At 65.2% G+C, this 26961-nt stretch carries 24 protein-coding genes and 1 pseudogene; 15 read left to right on the forward strand and 10 right to left on the reverse strand.

Features of this window, described 5'->3' with window-relative positions:
• The first annotated feature begins 2 nt into the window (after nt 1-2).
• The 3 genes from P24_RS11270 to P24_RS11280 are packed head-to-tail and all read left to right on the forward strand — an operon-like array spanning nt 3 to nt 3149.
• The gene (locus tag P24_RS11270; RefSeq protein ID WP_008944849.1) at nt 3-740 is read left to right on the forward strand and encodes a CoA-transferase; all 738 of its coding nucleotides are present in this window, start codon (nt 3-5) and stop codon (nt 738-740) included.
• Nucleotides 741-760: 20 nt separating this feature from the next.
• A complete protein-coding gene (locus tag P24_RS11275) occupies nt 761-1987 on the forward strand; it encodes a CaiB/BaiF CoA transferase family protein (protein ID WP_008944850.1) in 1227 nt (408 codons plus the stop codon).
• A 22-nt stretch (nt 1988-2009) separates the two neighbouring features.
• Nucleotides 2010-3149, forward strand: a complete 1140-nt coding sequence (locus tag P24_RS11280) for a mandelate racemase/muconate lactonizing enzyme family protein (RefSeq protein ID WP_008944851.1) — start codon at nt 2010-2012, stop codon at nt 3147-3149.
• 318 nt (nt 3150-3467) lie between these two features.
• On the opposite strand, the gene P24_RS11285 is transcribed toward P24_RS11280, so the two are convergent.
• Together P24_RS11285 and pcaF are read right to left on the reverse strand one after the other, a co-directional pair.
• On the reverse strand, nt 3468-4976 hold the full coding sequence (locus tag P24_RS11285; RefSeq protein WP_008944852.1) for a 3-hydroxyacyl-CoA dehydrogenase: 1509 nt from the start codon (nt 4974-4976) through the stop codon (nt 3468-3470).
• Nucleotides 4977-4989: 13 nt separating this feature from the next.
• Nucleotides 4990-6198: a 3-oxoadipyl-CoA thiolase gene (gene pcaF / locus P24_RS11290; protein WP_008944853.1), complete on the reverse strand. Its 1209-nt coding sequence runs from the start codon at nt 6196-6198 to the stop codon at nt 4990-4992.
• A gap of 268 nt (nt 6199-6466) precedes the next feature.
• Between pcaF and P24_RS11295 the strand changes: the two genes are divergently transcribed.
• From P24_RS11295 to P24_RS11310, 4 genes are all read left to right on the forward strand, one after another.
• Complete coding sequence (locus P24_RS11295) at nt 6467-7252, forward strand: enoyl-CoA hydratase (RefSeq protein WP_008944854.1); 786 nt, start codon at nt 6467-6469, stop codon at nt 7250-7252.
• A 176-nt stretch (nt 7253-7428) separates the two neighbouring features.
• Nucleotides 7429-8817, forward strand: coding sequence for an aspartate aminotransferase family protein (locus P24_RS11300; RefSeq protein ID WP_008944855.1), 1389 nt, complete (start codon nt 7429-7431; stop codon nt 8815-8817).
• 142 nt (nt 8818-8959) lie between these two features.
• Nucleotides 8960-10180, forward strand: a complete 1221-nt coding sequence (gene hemA, locus P24_RS11305; protein ID WP_008944856.1) for a 5-aminolevulinate synthase — start codon at nt 8960-8962, stop codon at nt 10178-10180.
• A gap of 124 nt (nt 10181-10304) precedes the next feature.
• Entirely contained in the window at nt 10305-10850 is a 546-nt protein-coding gene (locus P24_RS11310; protein ID WP_008944857.1) for a hypothetical protein, read from the forward strand.
• Between the two features lie 9 nt (nt 10851-10859).
• Here P24_RS11310 and P24_RS11315 read toward each other — a convergent pair whose 3' ends face one another.
• Nucleotides 10860-11948, reverse strand: a complete 1089-nt coding sequence (locus P24_RS11315; RefSeq protein WP_008944858.1) for a M14 family metallopeptidase — start codon at nt 11946-11948, stop codon at nt 10860-10862.
• 248 nt (nt 11949-12196) lie between these two features.
• Here P24_RS11315 and P24_RS11320 point away from each other — a divergent pair, with 248 nt between their 5' ends.
• From P24_RS11320 to P24_RS11350, 7 genes are all read left to right on the forward strand, one after another.
• Nucleotides 12197-13780, forward strand: coding sequence for an ABC transporter substrate-binding protein (locus tag P24_RS11320; protein WP_008944859.1), 1584 nt, complete (start codon nt 12197-12199; stop codon nt 13778-13780).
• 95 nt (nt 13781-13875) lie between these two features.
• Nucleotides 13876-14853, forward strand: a complete 978-nt coding sequence (locus P24_RS11325; RefSeq protein WP_008944860.1) for an ABC transporter permease — start codon at nt 13876-13878, stop codon at nt 14851-14853.
• Nucleotides 14854-14866: 13 nt separating this feature from the next.
• Nucleotides 14867-15838, forward strand: coding sequence for an ABC transporter permease (locus tag P24_RS11330; protein WP_008944861.1), 972 nt, complete (start codon nt 14867-14869; stop codon nt 15836-15838).
• Between the two features lie 12 nt (nt 15839-15850).
• Nucleotides 15851-16843, forward strand: coding sequence for an ABC transporter ATP-binding protein (locus tag P24_RS11335; protein ID WP_237740191.1), 993 nt, complete (start codon nt 15851-15853; stop codon nt 16841-16843).
• Entirely contained in the window at nt 16836-17879 is a 1044-nt protein-coding gene (locus P24_RS11340; RefSeq protein ID WP_008944863.1) for an ABC transporter ATP-binding protein, read from the forward strand. The genes P24_RS11335 and P24_RS11340 overlap by 8 nt, the downstream gene beginning before the upstream one ends.
• Nucleotides 17880-17997: 118 nt before the next feature.
• Entirely contained in the window at nt 17998-19224 is a 1227-nt protein-coding gene (locus P24_RS11345; protein ID WP_008944864.1) for a metal-dependent hydrolase family protein, read from the forward strand.
• Nucleotides 19225-19252: 28 nt separating this feature from the next.
• The gene (locus P24_RS11350; protein WP_008944865.1) at nt 19253-20428 is read left to right on the forward strand and encodes a M20 aminoacylase family protein; all 1176 of its coding nucleotides are present in this window, start codon (nt 19253-19255) and stop codon (nt 20426-20428) included.
• A 15-nt stretch (nt 20429-20443) separates the two neighbouring features.
• On the opposite strand, the gene P24_RS11355 is transcribed toward P24_RS11350, so the two are convergent.
• Genes P24_RS11355 through P24_RS11370 form a run of 4 tightly spaced genes read right to left on the reverse strand, consistent with a single transcriptional unit; the run spans nt 20444 to nt 22470 of the window.
• The gene (locus tag P24_RS11355) at nt 20444-20731 is read right to left on the reverse strand and encodes a HigA family addiction module antitoxin (protein WP_008944866.1); all 288 of its coding nucleotides are present in this window, start codon (nt 20729-20731) and stop codon (nt 20444-20446) included.
• 13 nt (nt 20732-20744) lie between these two features.
• Nucleotides 20745-21029, reverse strand: coding sequence for a type II toxin-antitoxin system RelE/ParE family toxin (locus tag P24_RS11360; protein WP_008944867.1), 285 nt, complete (start codon nt 21027-21029; stop codon nt 20745-20747).
• Between the two features lie 30 nt (nt 21030-21059).
• The gene (locus tag P24_RS11365; protein WP_008944868.1) at nt 21060-22076 is read right to left on the reverse strand and encodes an aldo/keto reductase; all 1017 of its coding nucleotides are present in this window, start codon (nt 22074-22076) and stop codon (nt 21060-21062) included.
• Nucleotides 22077-22086: 10 nt separating this feature from the next.
• Nucleotides 22087-22470, reverse strand: coding sequence for a hypothetical protein (locus tag P24_RS11370; RefSeq protein ID WP_008944869.1), 384 nt, complete (start codon nt 22468-22470; stop codon nt 22087-22089).
• A 170-nt stretch (nt 22471-22640) separates the two neighbouring features.
• On the opposite strand from P24_RS11370, the pseudogene P24_RS20500 reads away from it, so the two are divergent.
• A pseudogene (locus tag P24_RS20500) lies at nt 22641-23042 on the forward strand (DedA family protein); the annotation flags it as partial.
• Nucleotides 23043-23243: 201 nt separating this feature from the next.
• On the opposite strand, the gene P24_RS11375 reads toward P24_RS20500, so the two are convergent.
• Genes P24_RS11375 through P24_RS11385 form a run of 3 tightly spaced genes read right to left on the reverse strand, consistent with a single transcriptional unit; the run spans nt 23244 to nt 26876 of the window.
• Complete coding sequence (locus P24_RS11375) at nt 23244-24206, reverse strand: ABC transporter permease (protein ID WP_008944871.1); 963 nt, start codon at nt 24204-24206, stop codon at nt 23244-23246.
• Nucleotides 24203-25162 (reverse strand): ABC transporter permease, encoded by a 960-nt coding sequence (locus tag P24_RS11380; RefSeq protein WP_008944872.1) that lies wholly within the window; start codon nt 25160-25162, stop codon nt 24203-24205. The genes P24_RS11375 and P24_RS11380 overlap by 4 nt, the downstream gene beginning before the upstream one ends.
• Nucleotides 25163-25187: 25 nt before the next feature.
• Complete coding sequence (locus P24_RS11385; RefSeq protein WP_040707449.1) at nt 25188-26876, reverse strand: peptide ABC transporter substrate-binding protein; 1689 nt, start codon at nt 26874-26876, stop codon at nt 25188-25190.
• Nucleotides 26877-26961 lie beyond the last annotated feature (85 nt).

Here is a 26961-nt window from a genome sequence, read left to right on the forward strand (position 1 = left end):
TGATGGCCACAGATTGCAAGCCCGAGGAACTGCTGATCTCCTTCATCGCCGACAGGCTGGCGGGGCTGCGCCATGTCGCGGTCGGCAATTCCTCCCCGATTCCGGGTGCCGCCGCGCTGCTGGCGCGTGCCCGCTCCAACGGCATGCTGCGCGTCTCGCTGCTCGGCAGCCGCAAGCACACCGCCTTCACCGATGGCGGCAAGGAGCTGTTCGACTGCGCCGCCGAGGGCCGTATCGACGCCTTCTTCCTGGGCGGCGGGCAGATCGACGGCGAGGCCAACATCAACCTGGTCGGCATCGGCGACTATCCGCAGACCAAGGTGCGCTTCCCCGGCTCGTTCGGTTCCGCCTATCTGTATTTCCTGGTGCCGCAGGTGATCCTGTTCCGCGAGGAACATACCGACCGCGTGCTGGTGCCGAAGGTGGATTTCGTCAGCGCGCCGGGCACCAGCCCCGCCAATGTCTATCGGCCGGGCGGGCCGAAGATGCTGGTCACCGGGCGCTGCATCTTCGACTTCGACAAGGACCGGAAACGCTTCAGCCTGCGCAGCGTGCATCCGGGCCATACGGTCGAGGAAATCCGCGAGAATACCGGCTTCGACTATGACGAGCCGGCGAGCGTGCCGGAGACGCCGATCCCCGATGCCGAGACGCTGGCGCTGTTGCGCGGGCGCATCGGGCAGGAGATCGCCGAGACCTATCCCGCCTTCGCGTCGCGTGTCTTCGACATCGCCGCCTGATTTTCATTTTGGGAGAACGAATGATGGCGGATACCGCCGCGAACCCGGCCGGCGGCGCTTTTGGCGCGCTGAACGGCCTGAAGGTGATCGACCTGACCCGCGTGCTGGGCGGCCCCTACGGCACCCAGATCCTGGGCGACCATGGCGCGGAGATCGTGAAGATCGAGCCGCCGCAGGGCGACGAGGTGCGCGACTGGGGGCCGCCCTTCCTGGAGGGCGACGCCTCCTATTTCATCGGCGTGAACCGCAACAAGCGCTCGCTCGGCCTCGACCTCTCCAAGCCGGAGGGCCGGGAGGTGCTGCTGCGCCTGCTCGACGGTGCCGACGTGCTGATCGAGAATTACAAGCCCGGCACCATGGAGCGCTGGGGCATCGGTTATGAGGAGGTGTTGTCGAAGCGCTTCCCGAAACTGATCCATTGCCGCATCAGCGGCTTTGGCGGCGACGGCCCGCTGGGCGGCTTTCCCGGCTATGACGCGGTCATCCAGGCGATGGCCGGCATGTTCTCGATCAACGGCACGCCGGAGGCCGGGCCGACCCGTATGGGCACGCCGCTGGTCGATCTCGGCACCGGGCTCTATTCCGCCATCGCCATCCTGATGGCGCTGTTCGAGCGCCAGCGTTCCGGCAAGGGCCAGTATATCGATATGACGCTGTATGATTCGGCGGTGGCTCTCCTGCATCCGCAGGCGGCCAACTACTTCCTGTCGGGCAAGACCCCGGTGCTGACCGGCAGCGAGCATCCCAACATCACGCCCTACGACAAGTTCGCCACCAGCACCGGCGAGATTTTCCTCGCCATCGGCAACAACCGCGCCTTCGAGCGGTTCTGCACCGAGATCGGCCGCCCGGACCTGCCCGCCGATCCGCGCTTTACCAGCAATGGCGAGCGCACGATCAACCGCCCGGCGCTGCGCGCGGAGCTGGAAAAGGCGATGGCGGACATGGACGGCAAGGCGCTGTGCGAGCGGCTACTGGCCGTCGGCGTGCCGGCTGGACCCGTCATGAACATCGCCGAGGTGTTTGCAGCGGAACACACCCAGCATCGCCGCATGGACGAGACGCTGGGCGCCTATCGCGGCACCGGCATCCCGATCAAGTTCAGCCGCACGCCGGGCAGCGTGCGCCGCACCCCGCCAAAATTCGCCCAGCACAGCGATGAAATCCTGGCCGAGGCGGGCTTCTCCGCCGAGGAGGTCGCATCGCTGAAGCAGGGCGATGTGGTGGTCACCAAACGCCGGCAATAAGAAACGAACACGGAGGACCGCCATGAAGATCGTCGAGCTGAAGGCCTATCCGATCTCCTTCAAGGTGCCGGAGGGGGCGAATGTCTCGCTGGGCATCGGCCGCACGGTGAAGCGCGACGCGGTGATCGTGAAGATCGTCACCGAGGACGGCATCACCGGCTGGGGCGAGGCGCATGCCGCCCGCGCGCCGGGTGCCGTGGCGCAGCTTGCCAACACCACGCTGCGCCAGCTCGTGGTCGGGCAGGATGCCGGCGATATTGTCGGCCTGTGGAACCGCATGTACCGCATGCAGCTCGCCAGCCACGGCATGGGGGCGGGCGCCGCCATCGCGATGAGCGGCATCGACATGGCGCTGTGGGACATCAAGGGCAAGGCGGCGGGCTGGCCGCTCTACCGGCTGCTGGGCGGCTCCGCGAAGCCGATGCAAGCCTATGCCGGCGGCATCTCGCTGGGCTTCCAGGAGCCGGCAAAGCTGGTGGAGGAGGCGCAATCCTATGTCGCGCAGGGCTACAGGGCGCTGAAGCTGCGCATCGGCGACACGGTGGCGCGCGATCTGGAACGGGTGCGCGCCGTGCGCAAGGCGCTGGGCGAGGGCATCGACATCCTGACCGACGCCAACACCAACTACACGCTGGCAGATGCCCGCAACGCCTATCCGGGTCTGGACGAGTGCCGTGTCGGCTGGCTGGAGGAACCCTTCCCCTCGCCGGACGACCGTAGCTACGAGATCGCGGCGTCCTATGGCCGCACGCCGCTGGCGGCGGGCGAGAACCATTATACCCGCTTCGATTTCAACCGGCTGATCGAGCGCAAGGTGATCAATATCTTCCAGCCTGACCTGTCGAAGACCGGCGGCATCACCGAGGGGCTGCGCATCGCGCACATGGCCTCGGCCTGGAAGATTTCCAGCCATCCGCATACGTCGGTGACGGGCCTCAACATGGCGGCCTCGCTGCATTTCCTGGCCGCCATCGACAATCCCGGCTATTTCGAGGCCGATCTGTCGAAGGGCAATGTGTTCCGCGATCAGCTGTGCAGCCCGGCCTACAGCGTTTCAGCCGACGGCACGGTAACGCCGCCGGAGGCGCCCGGCCTTGGCATCGAGGTTGATGAGGCGGTGCTGGCCGCCCACCCCGTCATCGACGGGGCGGGGTATGTGTGATTAAGCATCAGAAAAGATTCTGAAATTAGCATTAACGCTTAATTGTCATTGCCGGGCTTGACCCGGCAATCCAGGGGCCAAGGCCTGAGACGTTACAGGCAAAGCGACGCTCCTGGACCCCCGGGTCAAGCCCGGGGGTGACATGAGAATGTACTTTCTGAAATCCACCCATGCTCTTCGAGACGGCGCTTCGCGCCTCCTCAGGGCGAGGGGAGTATTGGATTACCGGCGGCGCCTCCTGGTGACCTCATGCTGAGGAGGTCGCGCCCGGTTCAGGGCGCGACCGTCTCGAAGCATAGGGCGGCGTGCGCCCGGTCTTTACCCCGCCGTCTTCGCGGACAGGCCCAGCAGGGCGCGGCGGCGGAGCCACAGGCTGGGGCGGTAGCGGTCCTCCCCGGTCAGTGCCTGCAACTGTTCCAGCACGCGCAGCGTCGCCCTGGTCCCCATGGCATCGACCATGGCCAGCGGCCCCTGCGGATAGTTCAGACCCAGCGTCATGGCGAGGTCGATCTCCTCCGGGCTGGCGAGGCCGACCTGCGCCATCTCGCAGGACAGGTTGCCGATCATGGCGCGCAGGCGCTGGGCGATGAAGCCCGGCGAATCCTTGATCGCGGTGACCTTGCAGCCATCCTTCGCCAGCAGCGCCGCCACGGAATCGCGGGCGGCGGCATCGGCCCCCGGCGCGGTCATGATGGTGATGCGCTTCGAGATGTCGGCGCTGAGGTCGATGGCCACCAGCCGGCGGTGATCGGCGCCGGTGCGCACGGCGACGCTTGTCGCGTCCTCGCCGATGGGGGCGCAGAGGATGGGGCTCGATCCATCGTCCGACGCGGTGATCTTCACGCCGAGGCCGCCAAGGAACTTCTCCAGCGCGGCATCCGGCTCGGCCAGGCTGACGGTGGCGGCGGGGGCCGCATCCGTCACATGATCCGGGCTCGGCGCATCGAGAACATTCCCTTTATTGTCATAGCGATAGTGGCCGGCCTTCGTCTTGCGTCCCAACCGGCCCGCCTCGTACAGCGCCTTGTGCAGCGGCACCGTCTTCAGGCGCGGATCGTGCAGATAGCCCTCATAGACGATCATGCTGACCGGATAGTTCACATCGATGCCGGTCAGATCCATCAGCTCGCACGGCCCCATGCGGAAGCCGCAGCATTCCTTCATGACCGCATCGATCTGCGCCGGCGTAGCCACGCTCTCATGGATCAGGCGCATGCCCTCGGTTGTGTAGGCGCGCCCGCCCATATTGACGAGGAAGCCGGGCGCGTCCTGCACGGTGACCGGCGTGCGGCCCATGCGCTTGCCCAGCTCGGCCAATGCTACGGCGACATCGTCGGCGGTTTCCGGCCCCTTGATGATCTCGACCAGCTTCATCAGCGGCACGGGATTGAAGAAATGCATGCCGGCGACGCGCTGCGGCCTGGCGCAGTTGCGCGCGATGGCGGCAATCGGCAGGGATGAGGTGTTGGAGGCGAGAATCGCATCCTCCGCCACATGTTTCTCCAGCTCGGCGAAGATGCTGCGCTTCAGCTCCAGATCCTCGAACACCGCCTCGACCACCACAGGGCAGCTGCCCAGATCGGCAAGGGCAGGGGCGATGGAGAGGCTTTCCTTCATGCCGGCGACGGCATCGGCCTGCAGCCGGCCCTTCTCGACCAGCCGGTCCAGCCGCCCGAAGATCAGCTCGCGCCCGGCCTCCGCACCGCCCGGCTTGGCATCATGCAGGACGACCTTGCAGCCGCCCTCCAGCGCCACCTGGGCAATGCCCTGGCCCATCGCGCCGGCGCCGACGACGCCGACCGCGAATCCCTCGGCTTTCACATCCATGATCGCCGCCTCCTCATATCCGCTCGATGATGGTGGCGATGCCCTGGCCGACGCCAATGCACATGGTGCACAGCGCATAGCGGCCGCCGGTGTCGTGCAGCTGCTGCGCCGCCGTCAGCAGCAGGCGCGCGCCGCTGGCACCCAGCGGATGACCCAGCGCGATGGCGCCGCCATTCGGGTTCACGCGGGGATCGTCATCGGCGATGCCGAGCATGCGGGTGGTCGCCAGCGCCTGGGCGGCGAAGGCCTCGTTCAGCTCGATCACATCCATCTGGTCGATGGTCAGGCCGGCCAGCTTCAGCACCTTCTCCGAGGCCGGGGCTGGACCGATGCCCATGATGCGGGGTGCTACACCGGCGACGGCAGCGGCGACGATGCGGGCGCGCGGCGTCAGGCCGTGGCGCTTGGCGGCCTCCTCCGAGGCGACGATGATCGCGGCGGCGCCGTCATTCACGCCCGAGGCATTACCGGCGGTCACCGTTCCGCCTTCCTTGCGGAACGGGGTGGACAGCTTCGCCAGCTGCTCGATGGTGGTGTCGCCGCGCGGATGCTCGTCCTGGTCCACCACGATGGGGTCGCCCTTGCGGCGCGGGATGGTGACGGCGACGATCTCCTTCGCCAGCCTTCCATTCGCCTGCGCGGCGGCAGCCTTGTGCTGGCTGCGCAGCGCGAAGGCGTCCTGGTCCTCGCGGCTGACCTGGAACTGCTCGGCCACATTCTCGGCGGTTTCTGGCATCTGGTCGATGCCGTACTGCTTCTGCATGATCGGGTTCACGAAGCGCCAGCCGATGGTGGTGTCGTAGATCTCGGCCTTGCGGGAGAAGGCGCTGTCCGCCTTCGGCATGACAAAGGGCGCGCGCGACATGCTCTCCACACCGCCCGACAGCATCAGCGAGGTCTCGCCAGCGCGGATCGCGCGGGCGGCCTGCACCGTGGCCTCCATGCCGGAGCCGCACAGCCGGTTCACCGTGGCGCCCGGCACCTCGACCGGCAGGCCCGCCAGCAGCAGCGCCATGCGCGCGACATTGCGGTTATCCTCGCCGGCCTGGTTCACGCAGCCATAGAGCACATCGTCCAGCGCGCCCCAGTCCACCGATGTGTTGCGCTCCATCAGCGCCTTGATCGGCACGGTCGCCAGATCGTCGGCGCGCACGGCGGACAGGCTGCCGCCAAAGCGGCCGATTGGCGTGCGGATGGCGTCGCAGATGAAAGCCTCGGTCATCGTTTCCCCCATGGTTTGGATAGGTTGCTCCCAGAGTGCGATCACATTGAATGCGGTCGCTTTAGGGACGCATTCAATGTGTGAATCGCCCTCTGATAACTTGAATAGAGACGGATTCACGCTTCAGGTCGAGGCACGGCTTGCCACGACCTGAAGCGATCCGGCTCTAGCATTGCCGGGGAAGCTTGCACACCCTATGATCCGGGTCAATTCTGCAAAACCACATTCCGCCCAGCAAAACTGGGGATGTAAACAAAGGAGGAAAGCAATGTCCGAGACGGCCCAGCCGGAGGTAATCGTCGAGCGCCCGGAAGACGGCATCGCCGTTGTGCGCATCAACCGCCCGGCGGTGCGCAACGCGCTGAACATCGCCACCCGCAAGAAGCTGGCCGAGGAATTCGCCAAGCTGTCCGAGGATAGCAGCGTGCGCGCCATCGTGCTGACCGGCAATGAGGAGGCCTTCGCCGCCGGGGCCGACCTGCGCGAGTTTGTCGAGGCCACGCCTATCGACCTGCTGACCCGCCATACCGAGCGGCTGTGGCGGGTGATTTCCTCGACGCCGCAGCCGGTGATCGCCGCCATCAACGGCTTCGCGCTGGGCGGCGGGCTGGAGCTGGCGATGCATGCCGATATCATCGTGGCCGGCGAGGGCGCCAAGCTGGGCCAGCCGGAGGTGCGCGTCGGCATCATGCCGGGGGCGGGCGGCACGCAGCGCCTGACGCGCGCGGTCGGCAAGTTCCACGCCATGAAGCTGTGCCTGACTGGCCGGCCCATCGACGCCGCCGAGGCGTTCCAGATCGGCCTTATCAGCACGCTGGTGGCGGACGATCAGGTGATGGAGACGGCGCTGAAGATGGCGCGTGACCTCGCCTCGCTGCCGCCGCTCGCCGTGCAGCAGATCAAGGAAGTCATCGTGGCCGGCGAGGACAGCTCGCTGGAGACCGGCCTGATGCTGGAGCGCAAGGCGATGCAGATGCTGTTCGCCAGCAAGGACAAGAATGAGGGCATGCAGGCCTTCTTCGAAAAGCGCAAGCCGGCCTATACGGGCGAGTAACGGCGTCGGCGAGGCCCGGCATTCGTGCCGGGCCAGCCATGCGCGGAATTTCCGCACTCCGGGATTGACGCGCCCATGGGGAAGCTGGCTAGACTGCAAAAGCAGTCAGCGCTCTTGACTTTTCGCGGTCACGGGCTAGCCGGCTCGTTTTTTGCTGCTTTCCAGAGGACGGACCCATGACCTTCGTGCCGAATTCCGCGAGCGCCCGCGACATCGCGCATCATCTGCATCCCTACACCAATCTGAAGGTGCATGAGACGGAAGGTCCGCTGGTCATCACCGGTGGCAAGGGCGTCCATGTCTTCGACGAGGACGGCAAGGACTATATCGAGGCGATGGCCGGCCTGTGGTCGGTGTCGCTGGGCTTCAACGAGCAGCGTCTGGTCGATGCCGCGATCAAGCAGATGAAGGAGCTGCCCTACTACCATACCTTCACGCACAAGTCGCACCTGCCCTCCATCGACCTTGCCGAGAAGCTGAAGTCGGTCGCCCCGGTGGAGATGTCGAAGGTGATCTTCCAGAACTCCGGTTCGGAAGCCAACGACACCGTCGTGAAGCTGATCTGGTACTTCTGGAACGCCCAGAACAAGCCGGAGAAGAAGAAGATCATCTCGCGCATCAAGGGCTATCACGGCGTCACCGTCGCCTCGGCCAGCCTGACCGGCCTGCCGAACAACCACCGCGACTTCGACCTGCCGATCGCCAATATCCTGCATGCCGACTGTCCGCATTATTACCGCTTCGGCCTTGAGGGCGAGAGCGAGGAGGAGTTCGCCACCCGCATGGCGGACAATCTGGAGAAGCTGATCCTGAAGGAGGGGCCGGAGACGGTCGGTGCCTTCATCGCCGAGCCGATCATGGGCGCCGGCGGCGTCATCGTGCCGCCGAAGACCTATTTCGAGAAGATCCAGGCCGTGCTGAAGAAGTACGACGTGCTGTTCTGCGCCGACGAGGTGATCTGCGGCTTCTGGCGCACCGGCAATTACTGGGGCAGCCAGACCTTCGGCATGAAGCCGGACATCCTGTCCTGCGCCAAGGCGCTGTCCTCCTCCTATCTGCCGATCTCGGCGGTGATGGTGAATGAGCGCGTCTATCAGGCCTGCGTGACCGAGTCCGAGAAGATCGGCGTGTTCGGCCATGGCTACACCTATTCCGGCCATCCGGTCGCGGCCGCCGTTGCGCTTGAGACGCTGAAGATCTACGAGGAGCGCGACATCGGCGCGCATGTCGGCAAGGTCGGCCCGCTGCTGCAGAAGGGCATCGCCGGCTTCGCCAGCCACCCGCTGATCGGCGAGGTGCGCGGCACCGGTCTGATCGGCGCCATGGAGATGGTGCAGGACAAGAAGACCCGCGCCGCCTTCGACCCGAAGCTGGGTGTCGGCGCCAAGTTCGCCAAGATCGCACAGAAGAACGGCCTGATCGTCCGCGCCATCGGCGATTCGGTCGCTTTCTGCCCGCCGCTCATCATCACCGAGCAGGAGATGGGCGACATGCTGTCGCGCTACGCCAAGTCTCTGGACGAGGTGGCCGCACAGCTGAAGGCGGACGGCATTGCCTTCGGCTGATCGCCGCGATCATGGGACGATACGAAGGCCGCCTCCCCGGAGGCGGCCTTTTCGTTTGCCCGTTCCGCTGCCGCGACATTCCGCGCGGATGACCGGTGCGCGTTTCGATAGTATAAGCTCGGCAAAAAACCGGATTGCCGCCATGGATTATCAAAGTTTCTTTGCCGACCGCATCGCGCAGCTGAAGGCCGAGGGGCGCTATCGCGTCTTTGCCGATCTGGAGCGCCAGGCCGGCCGGTTCCCGGATGCGCGGCAGCATGTCGGCGGCGCGCAGCAGCGTCCGGTCACCATCTGGTGCTCCAACGACTATCTCGGCATGGGCCAGCATCCCGCCGTGCTGGCGGCGATGCAGGAGGCGATCCAGCGCACCGGCGCCGGCGCCGGCGGCACCCGCAACATCTCCGGCACCACTCATTATCATGTGCTTCTGGAGCGCGAACTGGTGGCGCTGCACGGCAAGGAAGCGGCCTTGCTGTTCACTTCCGGCTATGTCGCGAACGAGGCGGCGCTGTCCTGCCTCGCCTCGTCGCTGCCGAACTGCATCGTGTTTTCCGATGCGCTGAACCACGCCTCGATGATCCAGGGCATCCGCCATTCCGGGGCGGAGAAGAAGATATTCCGGCACAATGATATCGCCCATCTGGAACAGCTGCTGGCCGAGGCCGACCCCGCGCGGCCGAAGCTGGTCGCCTTCGAATCGGTCTATTCGATGGATGGCGACATCGCACCCATCGGCGATATCCTCGATCTGTGCGAGCGTTATGGCGCGCTCAGCTATCTCGACGAGGTGCATGCCGTCGGCCTCTATGGCGTGGAAGGGGCGGGCGTCGCCCAGCGCGACGGCGTGATGCACCGGGTCGATGTGGTGCAGGGGACAATGGGCAAGGCGTTCGGCCTGATGGGCGGCTACATTGCCGCCTCGGCCACGTTGGCGGATTTCATACGCTCCCATGCCTCCGGCTTCATCTTCACGACGTCGCTGCCGCCGGCGTTGACCGCCGGTGCGCTGGCCAGCGTGCGCATCCTGCGCAGTGATGAGGGCAGGGCACTCCGCGCCCGCCATCAGGAACGGGCGGAACGGCTGCGTGCCCAACTGCGCGCCGCCCGGCTGCCGCTCATCGAGGCGCCCAGCCATATCGTGCCGGTGCTGGTGGGCGATGCCGCACGCTGCAAGCAGGCCAGCGACCTACTGCTGGAGCGCCATGCGATCTATGTGCAGCCGATCAACTACCCGACCGTGCCACGTGGCACCGAACGGCTGCGCCTGACGCCGACCCCGCTGCATGACGATGCGGCAATGGACCGGCTGGTTGCGGCGCTGACCGATATCTGGGGCGCGCTGGAGCTGAAGCAGGCGGCGTGAGACGGCCTGCCGCAAAATTGCCGCTTCCCTTTTTCTGCGAATCGTTCTTAATAGTGGACAAATCCGGTCCGGTATCCCATTTGGATAGTCGGACTTTCCGAAAGGTGCGCAACAGGATATGCCCATGTTCCGCGACAACTCGCTGATCCCGACCGAGGCGCTGCGCCTGGCCATGCTGGGTTTCCTGGCCGAGGGGCCGAAGCGCTATGCCGATCTGGCGGCGACTGTGCGGCGCTTCGCCAGCCGGATGGCCGGCCCGTCGCTCGACCTGCTGGCCCCGTCGCTGGAGTTGCTGCGCTTCGAGGGGCTGGTGGCCCCCATTGACGGCGAGAGCATGGAAGATAATCCGGTGCTGCGCCTGACGGATGCCGGCCGCGCAGCGCTTGATGGCCTGCTGAGCGCCAACATGAAGCCGCTCGTGAACGACCTGAACAAGCTGGTGGTGGCGCTGAAGCTGCGTTTCCTGCATCTGATGGCGCGGGAAGACCAGCTGGTCCAGCTTGAAATGCTGGAAGACCTCTACCGCAACGAACGCGCCCGGCTGGTCGATCTTAAGGCGAATGAGGAAGCGGCCATCATCGACGGGCTGCTGCCGGCCTGGCTGGACCAGGAGATCGCCCAGGCGGAGGCCCGTATCGCCTGGTGTCAGGAGATACAGGCCCGCCTCTGAGCTACCGGGTCAGCTCTCCGCCAGACCCTTGATCGCCGCGCGCATGAACTGGCGCGAGCGCAGATAGACCAGTTCCTTCCAGTCATCCTCGTCCGGATAGAAGGCCTTGCGCATCTGGGCCTTCAGTTCCTTGCCCTGCGCCGAGTCGAGATCGCCGCGCGCATGCAGCCAGTTATCGGCGATGACGGCGCCGACCACATTCTTCAGCGGATAGGTGCCGTATTCCGCCGTGACGGACGTCACATCCGTCCCCTCCAGCATGTCCACCACCGCGTGCTTGATGACGCCATAGAGGGCGGGCGAGGTGGAGTTGCCGAGCGCCGGCGAGCTGACATTGTTCACGAACCAGTCGAAGCAGCGCTGCAACTCCGGCGTGCCCGGCTCGCCATCGGCGATCAGATCGACCGTGCCATAGGGGCCAAGGCCGGTGTGGTAGTCGATGAAGCAGGCATGTTTCGCGCCCTTCACATGGGCATCGACGATCTTGCGGAAGGTCAGGTTCGACCAGGTCGGCTTGTTGCCGCCATGGAAGATGCCGTCGGCATGGTTGTACTGGCCCTGGCTCAGCGCCTTCTGCCAGGCGAAGGCGCCATGCTGCTTCTTATAAGCATCGAACGCGGCCTCCATCGCGGCGAGGCTGTCCTGCCCCCACTGCTTCGGCACGATGACATCGTGCAGCGCGTCATAGTCCGGGTTTTCCGGATAGCCGCCATTGTGATCGATGAAATTGCGGTTCAGATCGACATTGTCCTCTGTCACGCGCCGGATCCAGGCGAAGCCATGCGGGTTGATGGCGTGGACAAGCACGACCTTTACATTCTTCGGCACGCTCCTGTAGGCGCCGCTGCGCAGCCAGCCGATCAGCGCGCCGGAGCCGCAGAAGCCCTCCGCGCCATGCGTCGCGGAATTGGCCAGCAGCACGCGGTCGGCCTTCGGATCGCCCCAGACCGCGACATCGGTATAGAGCGCACCGCCGTCCGGCCCCTTTGAATTAGGGTTCAGGTGATTTTCGATGACGAGGCCGGCATGGGTAGCGGCTTCCAGAAACTTGGCGCGGGCAGCCTGGTAGTCGGGGGAAAAGTAGTTGATGACGTCCATCGGGGATTCTCTTACTGCGGGAAGAGGATAGGCGGCGATGCTGCGCGTATTGCCTGGCGATGGCAAGGGGGCAAAGCCGCTGAAGCCGTGCTATCGGGCATCCGATTCGCGTTGACGCGCGGCTGCAAAGAAAGCTACATCCGAAATAGGCAAGGTCCGGTAGAAGACCCGGCCTGATGGTTTGGTTACAGGCGCTCCGCCAGCCGCGAAAGCGGTGGCGCGGCGCGAGAAAAGAAGGAAGTTCAGGGATGCGCAAGCTATTTGGAGCGGCCGTGGTCGCGGGCGCTGTCGCGCTCAGCCTCGGCGGTGCCGCAGACGCCAAGACGTTCCGTTATGCGACGACGGGCGACATTCTGGGTCTGGACCCCCACATCAACAATGAGGGGCCGACCAACACGATGAAGAACAATGTGTACGAGGGTCTGATCCATCGTGCATGGGACCTCTCGCTGCATCCGGCGCTGGCGACCGAGTGGGAGCAGGTCAACCCGACCACCTGGCGCTTCAAGCTGCGCCAGGGCGTGAAGTTCCACAATGGCAGCGACTTCACCGCCGATGACGTGCTGTTCAGCTTCGACCGTATCCGCCAGCCCCAGTCGGAGATGAGCTTCGCGGTCAACACGATCCAGGAAATCAAGAAGATCAGCGATTACGAGATCGAGATCATCACCGGTGGTCCGGATCCGATCCTGATGCTGAACCTGCCGAATTTCCACATCATGGACAAGGAATGGTCGGAGCAGAACAACACGACCAATGTGGAGCGCGGCAGCTCGGCCAAGACCTACGCCAACCTCAACATGAACGGCACCGGCCCGTTCAAGCTGATGGAGTGGGTGCCCGATACCCGCGTCGTGCTGGAGCCGAACAAGGGTTGGTGGGGCAAGCCAACCCACAATCTGACCAAGGCCATCTTCACCCCGATCGGCAACGACGCGACCCGCGTGGCCGCGCTGCTGTCGGGCGAGATCGACCTGATGTACCCGGTGCCGCTGCAGGACGTGAAGCGCATCGACAGCTCCAGCTCTGCCAAGGTCCTGCAGGGGCCGGAACTGCGCACCATATTCCTGGGCTTCGACCAGCATCGTGACGAGCTGCTCGACATGCCGGGCACCGGCAAGAACCCGTTCAAGGACAAGAAGGTCCGTCAGGCCTTCTACCAGGCCGTGGACATGGAAGCGATCAAGCGCGTCGTGATGCGCGGCGCCTCGGCCAATACGGCGCTGATGATTGCCCCGGGCATCAACGGCTTCGACAAGGCGCTGAACGACCGCTACCCGTACGATCCGGAAGCGGCCAAGAAGCTGCTGGCGGAAGCCGGCTATCCGAACGGCTTCCCGGTCACGCTGGACTGCCCGAACGACCGTTATGTGAACGACGAGGCGATCTGCCTGGCCGTCGTGCCGATGCTGAAGCGCATCGGGATCGACATCAAGCTGAACGCCCAGACCAAGTCGCTGCATTTCGACAAGATCGGCGCCAAGCAGAACTGGAACACCAGCTTCTACATGCTGGGCTGGACGCCGGGCAGCTACGACGCGCTGAACCTGCTTGAGAACATCATCACGCTGGACGGCAAGGGCCAGGGCACCTGGAACTCGGGCCGCTATACCAACCCGCGTGTTGAGGAGCTGACCGACCTGATCCGGGTCGAGACCAACCAGGAAAAGCGCAACGCGATGATCAGCGAGGCCATGAAGATCCATAAGGAAGACTTCGGCCACCTGCCGCTGCATCAGCAGGCGCTTGCCTGGGGCGTCGCCAACACCGTCGCCGAGGTGAAGCAGCGTCCGCAGAACGATGTGGACATCCGCTACGTCACCATGAAGTAAGGCGCCAGCCGGGAGTAGTACGGCCCGGACCTCCCACGGTCCGGGCCGTCGCTCTTTCGGCGGCCGACCCAGCTCCGTTTTTCAGGCACGGCGAAATGTTCGCTTTCATCATCCGACGTCTGCTCCAGTCACTTTTCGTGATGCTGGCGGTGGCGTTTATCTCCTTCTCGCTGTTCAATTTCGTCGGCGACCCGGTCAACAACATGATGGGTCAGGAGGCGACCGCCGAGCAGCGCGAGGAATTGCGCAGGGAACTCGGGCTCGACCAGCCATTCCCGATCCAGTTCGCCCGTTTCGTCGGCAATGCCGTGCAGGGCGATTTCGGCGTCTCCTACCGGCTGAGCCGCCCGGTCTCCGATGTGATCGCGACGCGCCTGCCGGCGACGCTGGAGCTGGTGTTCGTCGCCGCCGTGCTGGCCCTGGCCATCGGCGTGCCGCTGGGCGTCTATACCGGCCTGCACCGCCACGGAACGATCAGCAAGATATTGCTGACAGCTTCGCTCATAGGCATTTCCCTGCCGACCTTCCTGATCGGCATCATCCTCATCCTGATCTTCGCGGTCTGGCTTGGCTGGCTGCCCTCCTTCGGGCGCGGGCCGACGGTCGATCTGGGCTGGTGGACGACCAATTTCCTCACCGTTGGCGGCTGGCAGGCGCTGATCATGCCGTCGATCACGCTGTGCCTGTTCCAGTTGACCCTGATCATGCGCCTGGTGCGCGCCGAGATGATGGAGGTGCTGCGCACCGACTACATCAAGTTCGCGCGCGCCCGCGGCCTTTCCAACCGGGCGGTGAATTTCGGCCATGCGCTGAAGAACACGATGGTGCCGGTCATCACCATCACCGGCCTGCAGATCGGCTCGCTGATCGCCTTCGCCATCATCACCGAGACGGTGTTCCAGTGGCCGGGCATGGGCCTGCTGTTCCTGCAGGCGATCCAGTTCGTCGATATTCCCGTCATGGCGGCCTATCTCTGCCTGGTCGCCTTCATCTTCGTGGTCATCAACCTGATGGTCGATATGCTCTATTACGTCGTCGATCCGCGCCTGCGCGTCGAGCGCGGCGGGCATTGAGGGAGGGCAAACCATGGCCGATACCAACATGACCGACGATCTCGGCGCCGCCCGCAGCCTGTGGTTCCGCATCAGCGACGGTGCGCGCCGTTTCTTCGATGGCGACGTGTTCTACAGCTTCAAGCGCTCACCCGTCGTGATCGTCGCCTTCGTGGTGACGATGCTGTTCTTCCTGCTGGCCTTCCTGGCCCCCTGGATTGCGCCGCACAACACCTATGACGTGGTCACGCTGAACCTGATGGATGCCTTCCGGCCGCCAGTGTGGGAGGCGGGGGGCGATCCCAGCTACCTGCTGGGCACCGACGATCAGGGTCGCGATGTGTTCTCCACCATCATGTTCGGCGCGCGTGTGTCGCTGACGGTGGGCTTCCTGTCGGTCATCCTGGCGATGGTGATGGGCATCGTGCTGGGGCTCGTGGCCGGTTATTTCGGCGGCGTCACCGATGCCGTCATCATGCGCATCGCCGATGTGCAGCTCAGCTTCCCGGCCATCCTGATCGTGCTGCTGATCGACGGCTTCACCCGCTCGCTGCTGCCGCGCGGCATGCATGAGGAGATCGCCCTCGTCATCCTCGTGCTGGCCATTGCCTTTGCCAACTGGGTGCAGTTCGCGCGTACCGTGCGCGGATCGTGCCTGGTCGAGAAGAACAAGGAATATGTGCAGGCGGCCCGTGTGATCGGTTTGCATCCGGCCCTTATCCTGATCCGGCATGTGCTGCCGAACGTGATGAGCCCTGTGCTGGTCATCGCCACCATCAGCCTGGCCATCGCCATCCTGACCGAGGCGACGCTGTCCTTCCTGGGCGTCGGCGTGCCGCCGACCCAGCCCTCGCTGGGCACGCTGATCCGCATCGGCAACGACTTCCTGTTCTCCGGCGAATGGTGGATGACCATCTTCCCCGGCGCGGCACTGGTGATCCTGGTGCTGGCCGTGAACCTGCTGGGCGACTGGCTGCGCGACGCCCTTAACCCGAAGCTGCGATAGGACATGCCGGAAATGCCCCAGAGCACCGACAAGCCGCTGCTCCAGGTCCGCGATCTGAAAATCGAGTTCCCGACCCGGCGCGGCATCCTCACCGCCGTCGATGGCATCAGCTTCGACATCATGCCCGGCGAGGTGCTGGGCGTGGTCGGCGAATCCGGTGCCGGCAAGTCACTGACCGGCGCCGCCGTCATCGGCCTGCTGGAGCCGCCGGGCCGCATCGCGGCCGGCAGCATCACGCTGGACGGAAGGCGTATCGACAATCTGCCCTATGAGGAGATGCGCAAGATCCGCGGCCGCAAGATCGGCGCCATCTTCCAGGACCCGCTGACCAGCCTGAACCCGCTCTATTCCGTGGGGCGGCAGCTGACCGAGACGATCCAGACCCATACCGACATGACGGACAAGCAGGCGCGCGACCGTGCCATCGAGCTGCTGTCCGATGTCGGCATCCCGGCGCCGGAACGCCGCATCGACCATTACCCGCACCAGTTCTCTGGCGGCATGCGGCAGCGTGTGGTGATTGCGCTGGCGCTGGCGGTGAACCCGACGCTGGTGATCGCCGACGAGCCGACCACGGCGCTGGACGTGTCGATCCAGGCGCAGATCATCGCGCTGCTGAAGCGGCTGTGCCGGGAGCATGGCACGGCGGTCATGCTGGTCACCCACGATATGGGCGTGATCGCGGAGACGGCGGACCGGGTGGCGGTCATGTATGCCGGCCGCATTGCCGAGATCGGCCCGGTGAAGGACGTCATCAAGCGCGCCAAGCACCCCTATACGCATGGGTTGATGGGCTCGATCCCGATGATCGGCCACGATATCGAGCAGCTAACCCAGATCGATGGCGCCATGCCGCGCCTGACCGACATCCCGCAGGGCTGCGCCTTCAACCCGCGCTGCCCCAAGGTGTTCGACAAATGCCGCGTCGAGCGGCCGGAGCTGATTGCCGTGGAGAAGACGGACGTGGCCTGCTGGCTGTACGAGAAGGAGGCGGTCCATGGCTGAGAACGCCGCCCTGAAAACCCAGGCTGCCGATGCCGGCCCGGTGCTGGCTGCCCGTGACCTGGCGCGCTATTTCGACGTGTCGCCGCCGCTGCTGAACCGCGTCATCGAGGGCGTGCCGCGCCAGACGCTGAAGGCGGTGGACGGGGTGAATTTCGAGATCGCGCGCGGTGAGACCTTCTCGCTGGTCGGCGAATCGGGGTGCGGCAAATCCACCGTGGCGCGCCTCGTGGTCGGCCTCTATACCCCGACACGTGGCGACCTGATCTTCGAGGGGCAGAACATCGCCGGCCTGACGCGCAAGCAGATGGCCCCGATGCGCCGCAAGATGCAGATGATCTTCCAGGACCCCTATGCCTCGCTCAATCCGCGCTGGCGGGTGGTGGACATCATCGCCGAGCCGCTGCGTTTCTTCGGGCTGACCTCCGGCGAGGCGGAAACCCAGAAGCGGGTGGGGGAGCTGCTGAATTTCGTTGGCCTGTCGGCCAAGGACGGCGTGAAGTACCCGCACGAATTCTCCGGCGGCCAGCGCCAGCGCATCTCGATTGCCCGCGCGCTCGCCAGCAATCCGGAATTCCTGGTGTGTGACGAGCCGACTTCGGCGCTGGACGTCTCGGTGCAGGCGCAGATCCTGAACCTGATGAAGGAGTTGCAGCGCGAGCTGAACCTCACCTACCTGTTCATCAGCCACAACCTTGCCGTCGTCTATCACATGTCGAACCATGTCGGCGTGATGTATCTGGGCAAGCTGGTGGAGGTGGCGCCGGCGCGCGTGCTGTTCGCCAAGCCGCGCCATCCCTATACCAAGCTGCTGCTGGACACGATCCCCGACCTCGACATGAAGGGGGCGGAGCGTGCGCCGGTTGCGGGCGAGGTGCCGAACCCGATCAACCCGCCCAGCGGCTGCGCCTTCCATCCACGCTGCCCCTTCGCCAATGACCGCTGCAAGCGCGAGGCGCCGCAGGCCATCGCCCTGCCGGACGGCGCAAAGATCGCCTGCCACGGCGTCGAGGAAGGCCGTATCCCAGCGGCTGCCTGAACAAGGCCGCCGGGGATATGAACATGCCGCAGCCCAGCCTTGCGGCTGTTGGGGCGGCATTGCCGGACGCTATGGCCTAGTCTGGAATGGCCGATTTAAGAGAAGAAGGAACAGGGACATGAGCATGCTTTTCCTGGGCGCGCAGATCATCGACGGCGCCGGCAAGGCGCTGAAGGATCACGGGTTGCTGGTCGAGGGCGGCAAGATCGCCCGGATCGCCCCGGCGGGTGAATTCGCCGGCTATGCCGGCCAGACCGTGGACGCCAAGGGCATGACCCTTCTGCCTGGCCTGATCGACTGCCATGTCCATCTCTGCATGGGGGCGGAGGGCAATCCCAGCATCTTCGTGCAGACCGCGCGGCCCGACCAGATTGCCATCCGCGCGCTGGAACATGCGCAGATCACGCTGCGTGGCGGCGTGACCGCCGTGCGCGACTGCGGCGGCAAGGATTATCTGGAATTCGGCGTGCGCGACGCCTGCAATGCCGGCAAGCAGCTGGGCCCGACCATCCGTGCCGCCGGCCGCATGATCTGCATGACCGGCGGTCACGGCAACCGCTATGGCCGCATCGCCGACGGCGTTGACGATGTGGTGAAGGCGGTGCGCGAGCAGGTGCATGCCGGCTCCGACCTCATCAAGATCATGGCCACCGGCGGCGTGATGACTCCGGGCGTGAACCCGGAGGACGCGCATTACTCGCCGGAGGAGCTGGCCGCCGGCATCGCCGAGGGGCACCGCTTCCACAAAACCTGCGCCAGCCACGCCCAGGGCGAGGAGGGCATCCTGAACGCGGTGCGCGGCGGGATCGATTCCATCGAGCACGGTATCTTCCTGACGCAGCAATGCATCGACGAGATGCTGCCGCGCGGCACCTACATTGTGCCCACCCTGGCAGCGGTGAACAATATCGTCGCCAACAAGGATAATGGCGTGCCGCCCTATGCCTATGAGAAGGCGGCGCGCGTGGCGGAGCGGCACAAGCAGTCGATCCTGATGTTCTACAAGGCGGGTGGCAACCTCGCCATGGGTACCGATGCCGGCACGCCCTACAACAAGCATGGCGAGAACGCGAAGGAGCTGGAATACATGACGGAGATCGGCATCTCCGCGATGGATTCCATCACCATCTCCACGAAGAACGCCGCCGACCTGATGCGGCTGTCCGATCGGGGCACCCTCGCCGAGGGGCTGGCCGCCGACCTGCTGCTGGTGAAGGGCGATCCGCTCAGTGATATCAAGGCCGCTTCGCGCGCCGAGAATCATGTCATGGTGCTGAAGAACGGTATCGCCGCGCTCGACCGCCGGCCGGGTGGCGTCTCCGCCTTCCCGATGGCGGCAGAGTAATCTGAGAGAGACAGGGGAGGGCCAGATCATGCCGATCATCAACCGCATCGCCGACTTCCAGGACGAGATGACCGCCTGGCGGCATCACATCCACACCCATCCGGAAACCGCCTTCGAGGAGCACAAGACCAGCGCCTTCGTCGCGGAGAAGCTGGAATCCTTCGGCATCGAGGTGCACCGCGGCCTCGCCGGCACCGGCATTGTCGGCAAGCTGACGGGCGGCAACGGCTCCGGCCGGGCCATCGGCCTGCGCGCCGACATGGATGCGCTGGACGTACACGAGAAGAACGATTTCGACCACAAGTCGCAGCATGAGGGCAAGATGCATGCGTGTGGCCATGACGGCCACACCACCATGCTGCTGGGGGCGGCCAAGTACCTGTCCGAGACGAAGAATTTCGACGGCACGGTCTATTTCATCTTCCAGCCGGCGGAAGAGAATGAGGGCGGCGGCCGGGTCATGGTGGAGGACGGGCTGTTCGAGAAATTCCCGGTCGAGCAGGTCTATGGCATGCACAACTGGCCCGGCCTCGATGTCGGCAAGATGGCCGTGCGGACCGGGCCGATGATGGCCTCGTTCGATATTTTCGAGATCACCGTGAAGGGCAAGGGCGCGCATGGCGCCATGCCGCATATGGGCGTGGATTCGGTGGTGACCGCCTCGCAGATCGTGAACGCGCTGCAGACCATCGCCAGCCGCAACACCCATCCGCTGGATGCGGTGGTGGTCAGCGTCACGCAGATCCATGGAGGCGACGCCTACAATGTGCTGCCGGACGAGGTGGTGCTGCGCGGCACCACGCGCAGCTTCCGCCCGGAAGTGCAGGACAGCATCGAGCCGGCGATGCGCCGCATCGTGGACGGCATCTGCCAGACCATGGGGGCGACCGCCACGGTGAAGTACGAGCGCCGCTACCCGCCGACGATCAATACCGCGGCGGAAACCGAGATCGCGGCCAGGGTCGCGGCCCAGGTGGTCGGCGACGGCAATGTGCATGATGATCTGATGCCCTCCATGGGGTCGGAGGATTTCGCCTTCATGCTGCAGCAGAAGCCGGGCAGCTATGTCTGGATCGGCAATGGCTCGACCGAGGGCGGCTGCATGCTGCACAACCCGCATTACGACTTCAACGACGGCGTGCTGCCGATCGGCGCCAGCTACTGGGCGAAGCTGGTCGAAACCACGCTGGGCAAGGCGGCGTAGGACAACAGGGCTGGATCACGCAGCGTCGAGCGGGATGATGCGGGCGATATCCGGCCCCTTTTCCCGCTCGACCTGCTCCAGATCGTAGCGTGCCTGCAAATTCATCCAGAAGGCCGGGCTGGTGCCGAAATAGCGGCCCAGCCTTGCCGCCGTGTCGGCGGTGATGCCACGCCGCTCATGCAGGATTTCCGACAGGCGGGTCTGCGGCACGCCGATGGCCTTGGCCAGCCGGTAGGCGGTCAGGCCCATCGGGGTCAGAAATTCCTCGCGCAGCACTTCCCCGGGATGAATATTGGGAAGCATGCCTGCCTGTTTATCAGCCGTGATAATCGACAATCTCAACCTCCCGCGCGCCATCGCCATCCCAGACGAAACAGATCCGCCACTGATCGTTGATGCGAATGCTGTACTGCCCGGCACGGTCACCTTTCAGAGCTTCCAGCCGGTTGCCGGGAGGAACACGCAATTCCTCAAGCGCCGTCGCGGCATCCAGCATACGCAGCTTGCGCCGGGCAATCCGCTGAATGTCCGTCGGCAGCCGTCTGGCGAAGTGTCCCAGCCAGATCGACTCCGCATCGCGATTGGCAAAACTCTTCAGCATAATAACGCCAGACGTTACTGACGAAAAGCGTTATTGCACGCCCGTCCGCACCACGCGGCCCTCGATGGGGTAGCTGGGGTCGCTGTAGCCGGGCGTGGAGGGGTGGCCGATGGGCACCAGGCTGTCCACCAGCGCCTCGTCCTCGGCGTCGAAGCGGTAGGACAGCGCCTCCACATAGCCCAGCCAGTGGTCCATGGTGCGCGGCCCGGCGATGGTGGCGGTGACGAACTTATTGTTCAGCACCCAGTTGACGGCAAAGCCGATGGCGGTGGTGCCTTTCTTCTCGGCATGGGCCTTCAGGGTCTGCGCGATGACCATGGATTCGCGCCGCCATTCGGTCTGCATCATGCGCTTGTCCTGGCGCGCCGCGCGGCTGTCGTTCGGCGGCGGGGAATCCGGCAGGTACTTGCCGGTCAGGATGCCGCGCGCCAGCGGGCTGTAGGGCACCACGCCCAGCCCGTAATGATTGCAGGCCGGCAGGTGCTCGACCTCCGGCATGCGGTTCATGGCGTTGTAGTAGGGCTGGCTGACCACCGGGCGGTCGATGCCGGCCTCGCCGGTCAGGCGGCAGATCTCTGCGACCCGCCAGGAGCGGAAATTCGACAGGCCGAAATGGCGGACTTTGCCGGCGCGCACCAGCATCTCGATAGCGCGCACGGTTTCGTCCAGCGGCGTGCTGAGGTCTTCCTTGTGCAGGTAAAGGATGTCGATATGGTCGGTGCCCAGGCGCTTCAGGCTGGCTTCCGCTGCCTGCAGCACCCAGCGCCGCGACAGGCCGCGCTCGTTCGGCCCCGGGCCCATCGGGTTGGCCAGCTTGGTCGCCAGCACCCACCAGTCGCGGTCGGCCTTGATGGTGCGGCCGACGACACGCTCCGACTCGCCCTCATTATAGGCGTCGGCGGTATCGATGAAATTGAAGCCGCGGTCACGGGCATCGGCGATGATGGCGGCGGAATCCGCCTCGTTCGTCGGGCCGCCGAACATCATGGTGCCGAGGCACAGCGGCGAGACCTTCAGGCCGCTGCGGCCCAGATTGCGGTATTCCATTTTTCTCTCCCTATCGGCAGTCCGCCGTGTAGCGCCAGCCTTCTTCCTGCTGGCGCGCGTTGATATCGATGGCATGGCTGGTCGTGGTGTAGCAGCTGAACAGCGGCAGCCCCAGGAAGTTCACCAGCACCAGCGAGATGCGGTTACCGCCATAGGTCGTCCCCACCAGGCAGGATTCGACCTGCCGGTTACGCTCCAGCCGAAAGGTGAAGCGCTCGCGCGATTGCAGCACGACGCGGCCGTAGAGCGTCACCGGCGAGCGGTTGCGCAGCAGGAAGCATATTTTTCCCGTGGCGCCGATGCCGGGCGACGCAGGGGTCTGCGCCTGCACGGGCCTATCGAAGGCAGCGAGGGCGAGCACGACAAGGGCAAGGAAGACAGCAACGGATTTCATGGCTGCCATTGAAGCGCAGAGCGGCGATGCGAACAAGCGGGCGCTGGGCGCGTTATAGAAGAAGAGCGCCCGTTGGTTGCCATCGACTGAATTAATTGGATTTTAAGAATGGCGGGCGCATATCTTCACCACGCACTCTTCAGGACAGGCCCGCCCCCATGCTTTCGGAAATGATCGCGAAATACGGTTATCTCGCGGTTTTCGTCGGGACATTCTTCGAGGGCGAGACCATCCTGGTGCTGGGCGGCTTCGCGGCGCATCGCGGCTATCTGGAACTGCCCTATGTGATGCTGGCGGCCTTCGTCGGCACCTTCCTTGGCGACCAGCTCTACTACTTCATCGGCCGGCGCTGGGGTGTTCGCCTGCTCGACAAGCGCCCGCGCTGGCGCGAGCGCTCGGCCAAGGCGATGGCGCTGCTGCACAAGTACGACGTTATCTTCATCCTCAGCTTCCGCTTCATCTATGGCGTGCGCTCGGTCAGCCCCTTCGTCATCGGGATGAGCGGCATCAGCCCGATGCGCTTCATGCCGCTGAACCTGATCGCGGCCTTCATCTGGGCGATTGCCGTCGGCCTGCTGGGCTATCTGTTCGGCGAGGTGTTCCAGATGTACCTGGCCGAGATCAAGCAGTACGAATTCTACATTCTGGGCGGTATCGCCGGCATCGGCCTGCTGCTGTGGGGCCGCAACCTGATGCGCGGCCGGCGCCGCAAGCGCTGGCGGGAGATGCTGGCCGGTGCCCGTGTCCGGAAAGAGGCCCGCATGGCCGAACGCTCAGCGGCGAACGACGCCTCGGCTGGTACCCCGTCCGGCACCCCGGCCAGCTCTGGGGTCGAAGGCGTCCTGCAGCCCGTCGCCCAGGAAGTTGAAGGCGATGACGGTCAGAAAGATCAGCAAGCCGGGGTAGAGGGCGAGCGCCGGGCGCTGCCATAGCGTTTCCTGCGCGCCGGTCAGCATGGCGCCCCAGCTCGCCACCGGCGGCTGGATGCCGAGGCCTAGGAAGCTCAACACCGATTCCAGCAGGATTACATTGCCGACCGACAGGGTGGTGGCCACCAGGATCGGCGACAGCGCATTCGGCAGGATATGGCGGAACATGATGCGCGCCGCCGTGGCGCCCTGCGCGCGCGCCGCCTCCACGAAGGCACGTTCCTTCAGCGACAGGGTGGCGCCGCGCACCAGCCGCGCCGTCGTCGTCCAGCCGACCAGCGCGATGATGGCAACGATGCGGTAGAGGCTGAGATGCTCCGACTGCGCCACGCTGTCCGGCAGGCCCAGCTTGGCCGGGTCGATGGCCGCCAGCACGATCAGCAGCGGCAGCATGGGCAGCGAGATCACCCCGTCCGCCAGCCGCATCAGCACGGCGTCCAGCCGCCCGCCCAGATAGCCGGCGGCAACGCCCAGCACCGCGCCGATGCTGGCCGCCATCAGCGCCGCGACGATGCCGACGAACAGTGATACCCGCGCGCCATAGAGCAACCGCAGCAGCAGATCGCGGCCCAGCTCGTCCGTGCCCAGCCAGTGCTCGGGGGAGGGTGGAGCCAGCCGGCCAAAAAGGTTCACCGCCGCCGCGTCCAGACCCAGTACCCGCTCGATCAGCGGGGCGGCCAGAGCGAGGGTGGCCAACAGGATCAGCAGCGCAAGGCTGGCCAGCGCCAGCCGGTGCCGGCGGAAGCGCCGCCAGACCAGCACTGCCGGGCGTTCCATGGCCGGGGCGAGTGAGGTATCGGCGCTCATGCGTAAGAAATCCGGGGGTCCAGCTTGGCATAGCCGATATCGGCGGCGAGGTTCGCCAGCAGCGTCACCAGCGTCGCGAACAGCAGCCCGACCAGCGCCAGGTTATAGTCGTTGTTCATGATGGCGTCGTAGATCAGCTTGCCCATGCCGGGCTGGGCGAACATGGTCTCGGTGATCAGCGCGCCGGAGAACAGGGTGCCGAAATCCAGCGCCAGAATGGTAACCACCGGGATCAGCGCGTTGCGCACGCCGTGCCGCCACAGCACGCGCGCCTCGCCGGCGCCCTTGGCGCGGGCGGTGCGGATATAATCCTCGCGCATCGCCTCGATCAGGGACGCCCGCAGATAGCGCGTGAGGCCGGCAAGGCTGGCCAGCGTCAGGGTGATGACCGGCAGCACCAGATAGGGCAGCCGGTCGGCAAGGCCGGGATTCTCCATGCCCGCCGGGGCAGCACCGCCCGCCGGCAGCCAGCCCAGCGTGACGGCGAACAGCATGATCAGCAGCAGCGCCAGCCAGAAGGGCGGGACGGAGATGCCGGCGAAGCAGAACAGGTTCACGATGCGGTCGGCTAGCGAGCCCGGCCGGCTGGCCGCCAGCACACCCAGCGGTAGGGCGATGGCGATGGCCAGCACGAAGCTGGCCCCCATCAGCAGCAGCGTGTTGCCGAGGCGCGGCACCAGCACTTCCAGCACCGGCCGGGAGAATTGCCGGGAGTAGCCGAAATCGCCGCTCAGCGCCGCCGAGGCCCAGTTGGCATAGCGCTCCAGGATCGGCCGGTCCAGCCCGTACAGCGCCTTCAGCCGGGCGATGTCGGCGCTGGTAAGGGTCGGGTCGGCCTGGATCATCAGGTCGATGGGGTCACCCGGCATCAGCCCCAGCAATCCATAGATGATGAAGGACATGACGAGCAGGACGCCCACCCCCTGCAACAGCCGCCGGACGATATAGGCCTGCATCAGCGGACCGGTAGATTAGGGCGGGTCACTCCGCAGCGCGCCATTGTTCGACCCACAGCGTCGTCGGGTACTGGTGGCCGGTCGGGGTGATGCCCTCCAGCCAGCGCGGCATCACATAGGCGTCGGAGCGGAAATAGAGCGGGATGACTGGCAGCTCGGTGGCATAGATTTCCTGCAGCCGTGACCACATGGGCCGGCGTTTCTCGCGGTCCAGCTCGACCTCCAGCCGGTCGATCAGCCTGTCCATCTCGTCATTGCGGAAGCCGGGATTGTTCTGGCCGCTCCAGCCATTTTCGGCACTCGGAATCTGCGAGGAATGCAGCGTGGTGCGCGGCACCGATTCCGGCGCGCTGATCCAGGCATACATGGCAAGGCCGGTGAATTTCCGCTTCGTCACCGTCTCGCCGAAGAACACGCGGGCCGGCTCGTTGCGGATGCGGATATCCACGCCTGCCTGCCGCCATTGCGCCTGCAGCGCCTGCTGCACCAGCTCCCGCGTCCGGTTGCCCGCCGTGGTCATGAACTCCAGCGTCAGCTTCTCGCCCTTGGCGTTCTGGCGGATGCCGCCGGCGCCGCGCGTCCAGCCGGCCTCGTCCAGCAGCTCCGCTGCCCGCTTCGGGTCATAGGCATAGGTTGGCGTGGCCGTATCATGCACCCAGTCCAGCGGGTTAACATTGGAATGGGCGACCGGCTGCTTGCCGCCGAACAGCTGGCGGTCGATGGCCTGCCGGTCGATGGCGTGGATCAGCGCGCGGCGTACCCGGATGTCGGCCAGCACCGGATTGTCCAGCATCAGATCGATATGCTCGTAGATCAGGCCGGGCTTGTAGGCGATTTTGAACCGCTCGCCATGGCGTTTCTCGAAGGCCAGCGCCTGGTCCAGCGGCAGGCCCAGCTCGCCGGAAATGTAGTCGATATCGCCGGCCAGCAGATTGGCCTCCAGCGCCGCCGTATTCTCGATGACGCGGACGACGATGCGGCTGAAATGCGGCGTCTTGCCCCACCAGTTCGGATTGCGTTCCAGCGTGATGTGGCTGCCGGGGGCAACCTGGGTGACGCGGTAGGGGCCGTTATACAGGCCGGGATTGGTGGAGTCGGTATCGTAAAGCGTGCGGCGGCGATATTCCGCCGGCTCCGCCATCGGCGCTTCCTCCATATGAGCCGGCAGCAAATCCAGCCCGTTGATGGCGTTGTAGTTGAAGGACAGCCGGTCGATGGTGAGGGTGAAGGTTTTGTCGTCTTTCGCCTCGATATCGAGGATACGGCGGAAGGTTTCCTGGTTGGCGACGCCGCTCTGCGGTGTCTTTCCCACCGTCCATGTGAAGATCACATCCTTCGTCGTTACCGGCGTGCCGTCGCCCCATTTGGCGTCCGGGTGCAGCGTGTAGGTCAGGCGGATGCCCTGGGTTCCGCCGGCATCGTTCGGCTTGTCGAGCTCGAAGGGGACGGCGCCGCCATTCTCGATGGTCGGCAGGTCGGTGCAGAGCATGCACATCAGCTGCCAGTCCGGGCCATAGGTGGTGATCGGCCGCCGCGCCATGCCCAGCACGTAGGACTTCGCCATCATGGCGTCGATCAGCGGGTTCAGCGTGGAGGGAAACTGCGTGATGCCGATGACCAGCTCGTCCTTCGGCTTCGCCTGCGCCGCCGGTCCGCTGACCGTCAGGCAGAGCGCGAACAGCGCCAGAAAACCGAGACTTATCAGCCGCTTCATCGCCGTTCCTTCGCTGCCATCCTTATCCATATACATGCCAAGGAGTATAGCAGCCGTGATCCGGCGCGACAGGGGCGCGTACTAA

Source organism: Oceanibaculum indicum P24 (assembly GCF_000299935.1).
Classification (GTDB): Bacteria; Pseudomonadota; Alphaproteobacteria; order Oceanibaculales; family Oceanibaculaceae; genus Oceanibaculum; species Oceanibaculum indicum.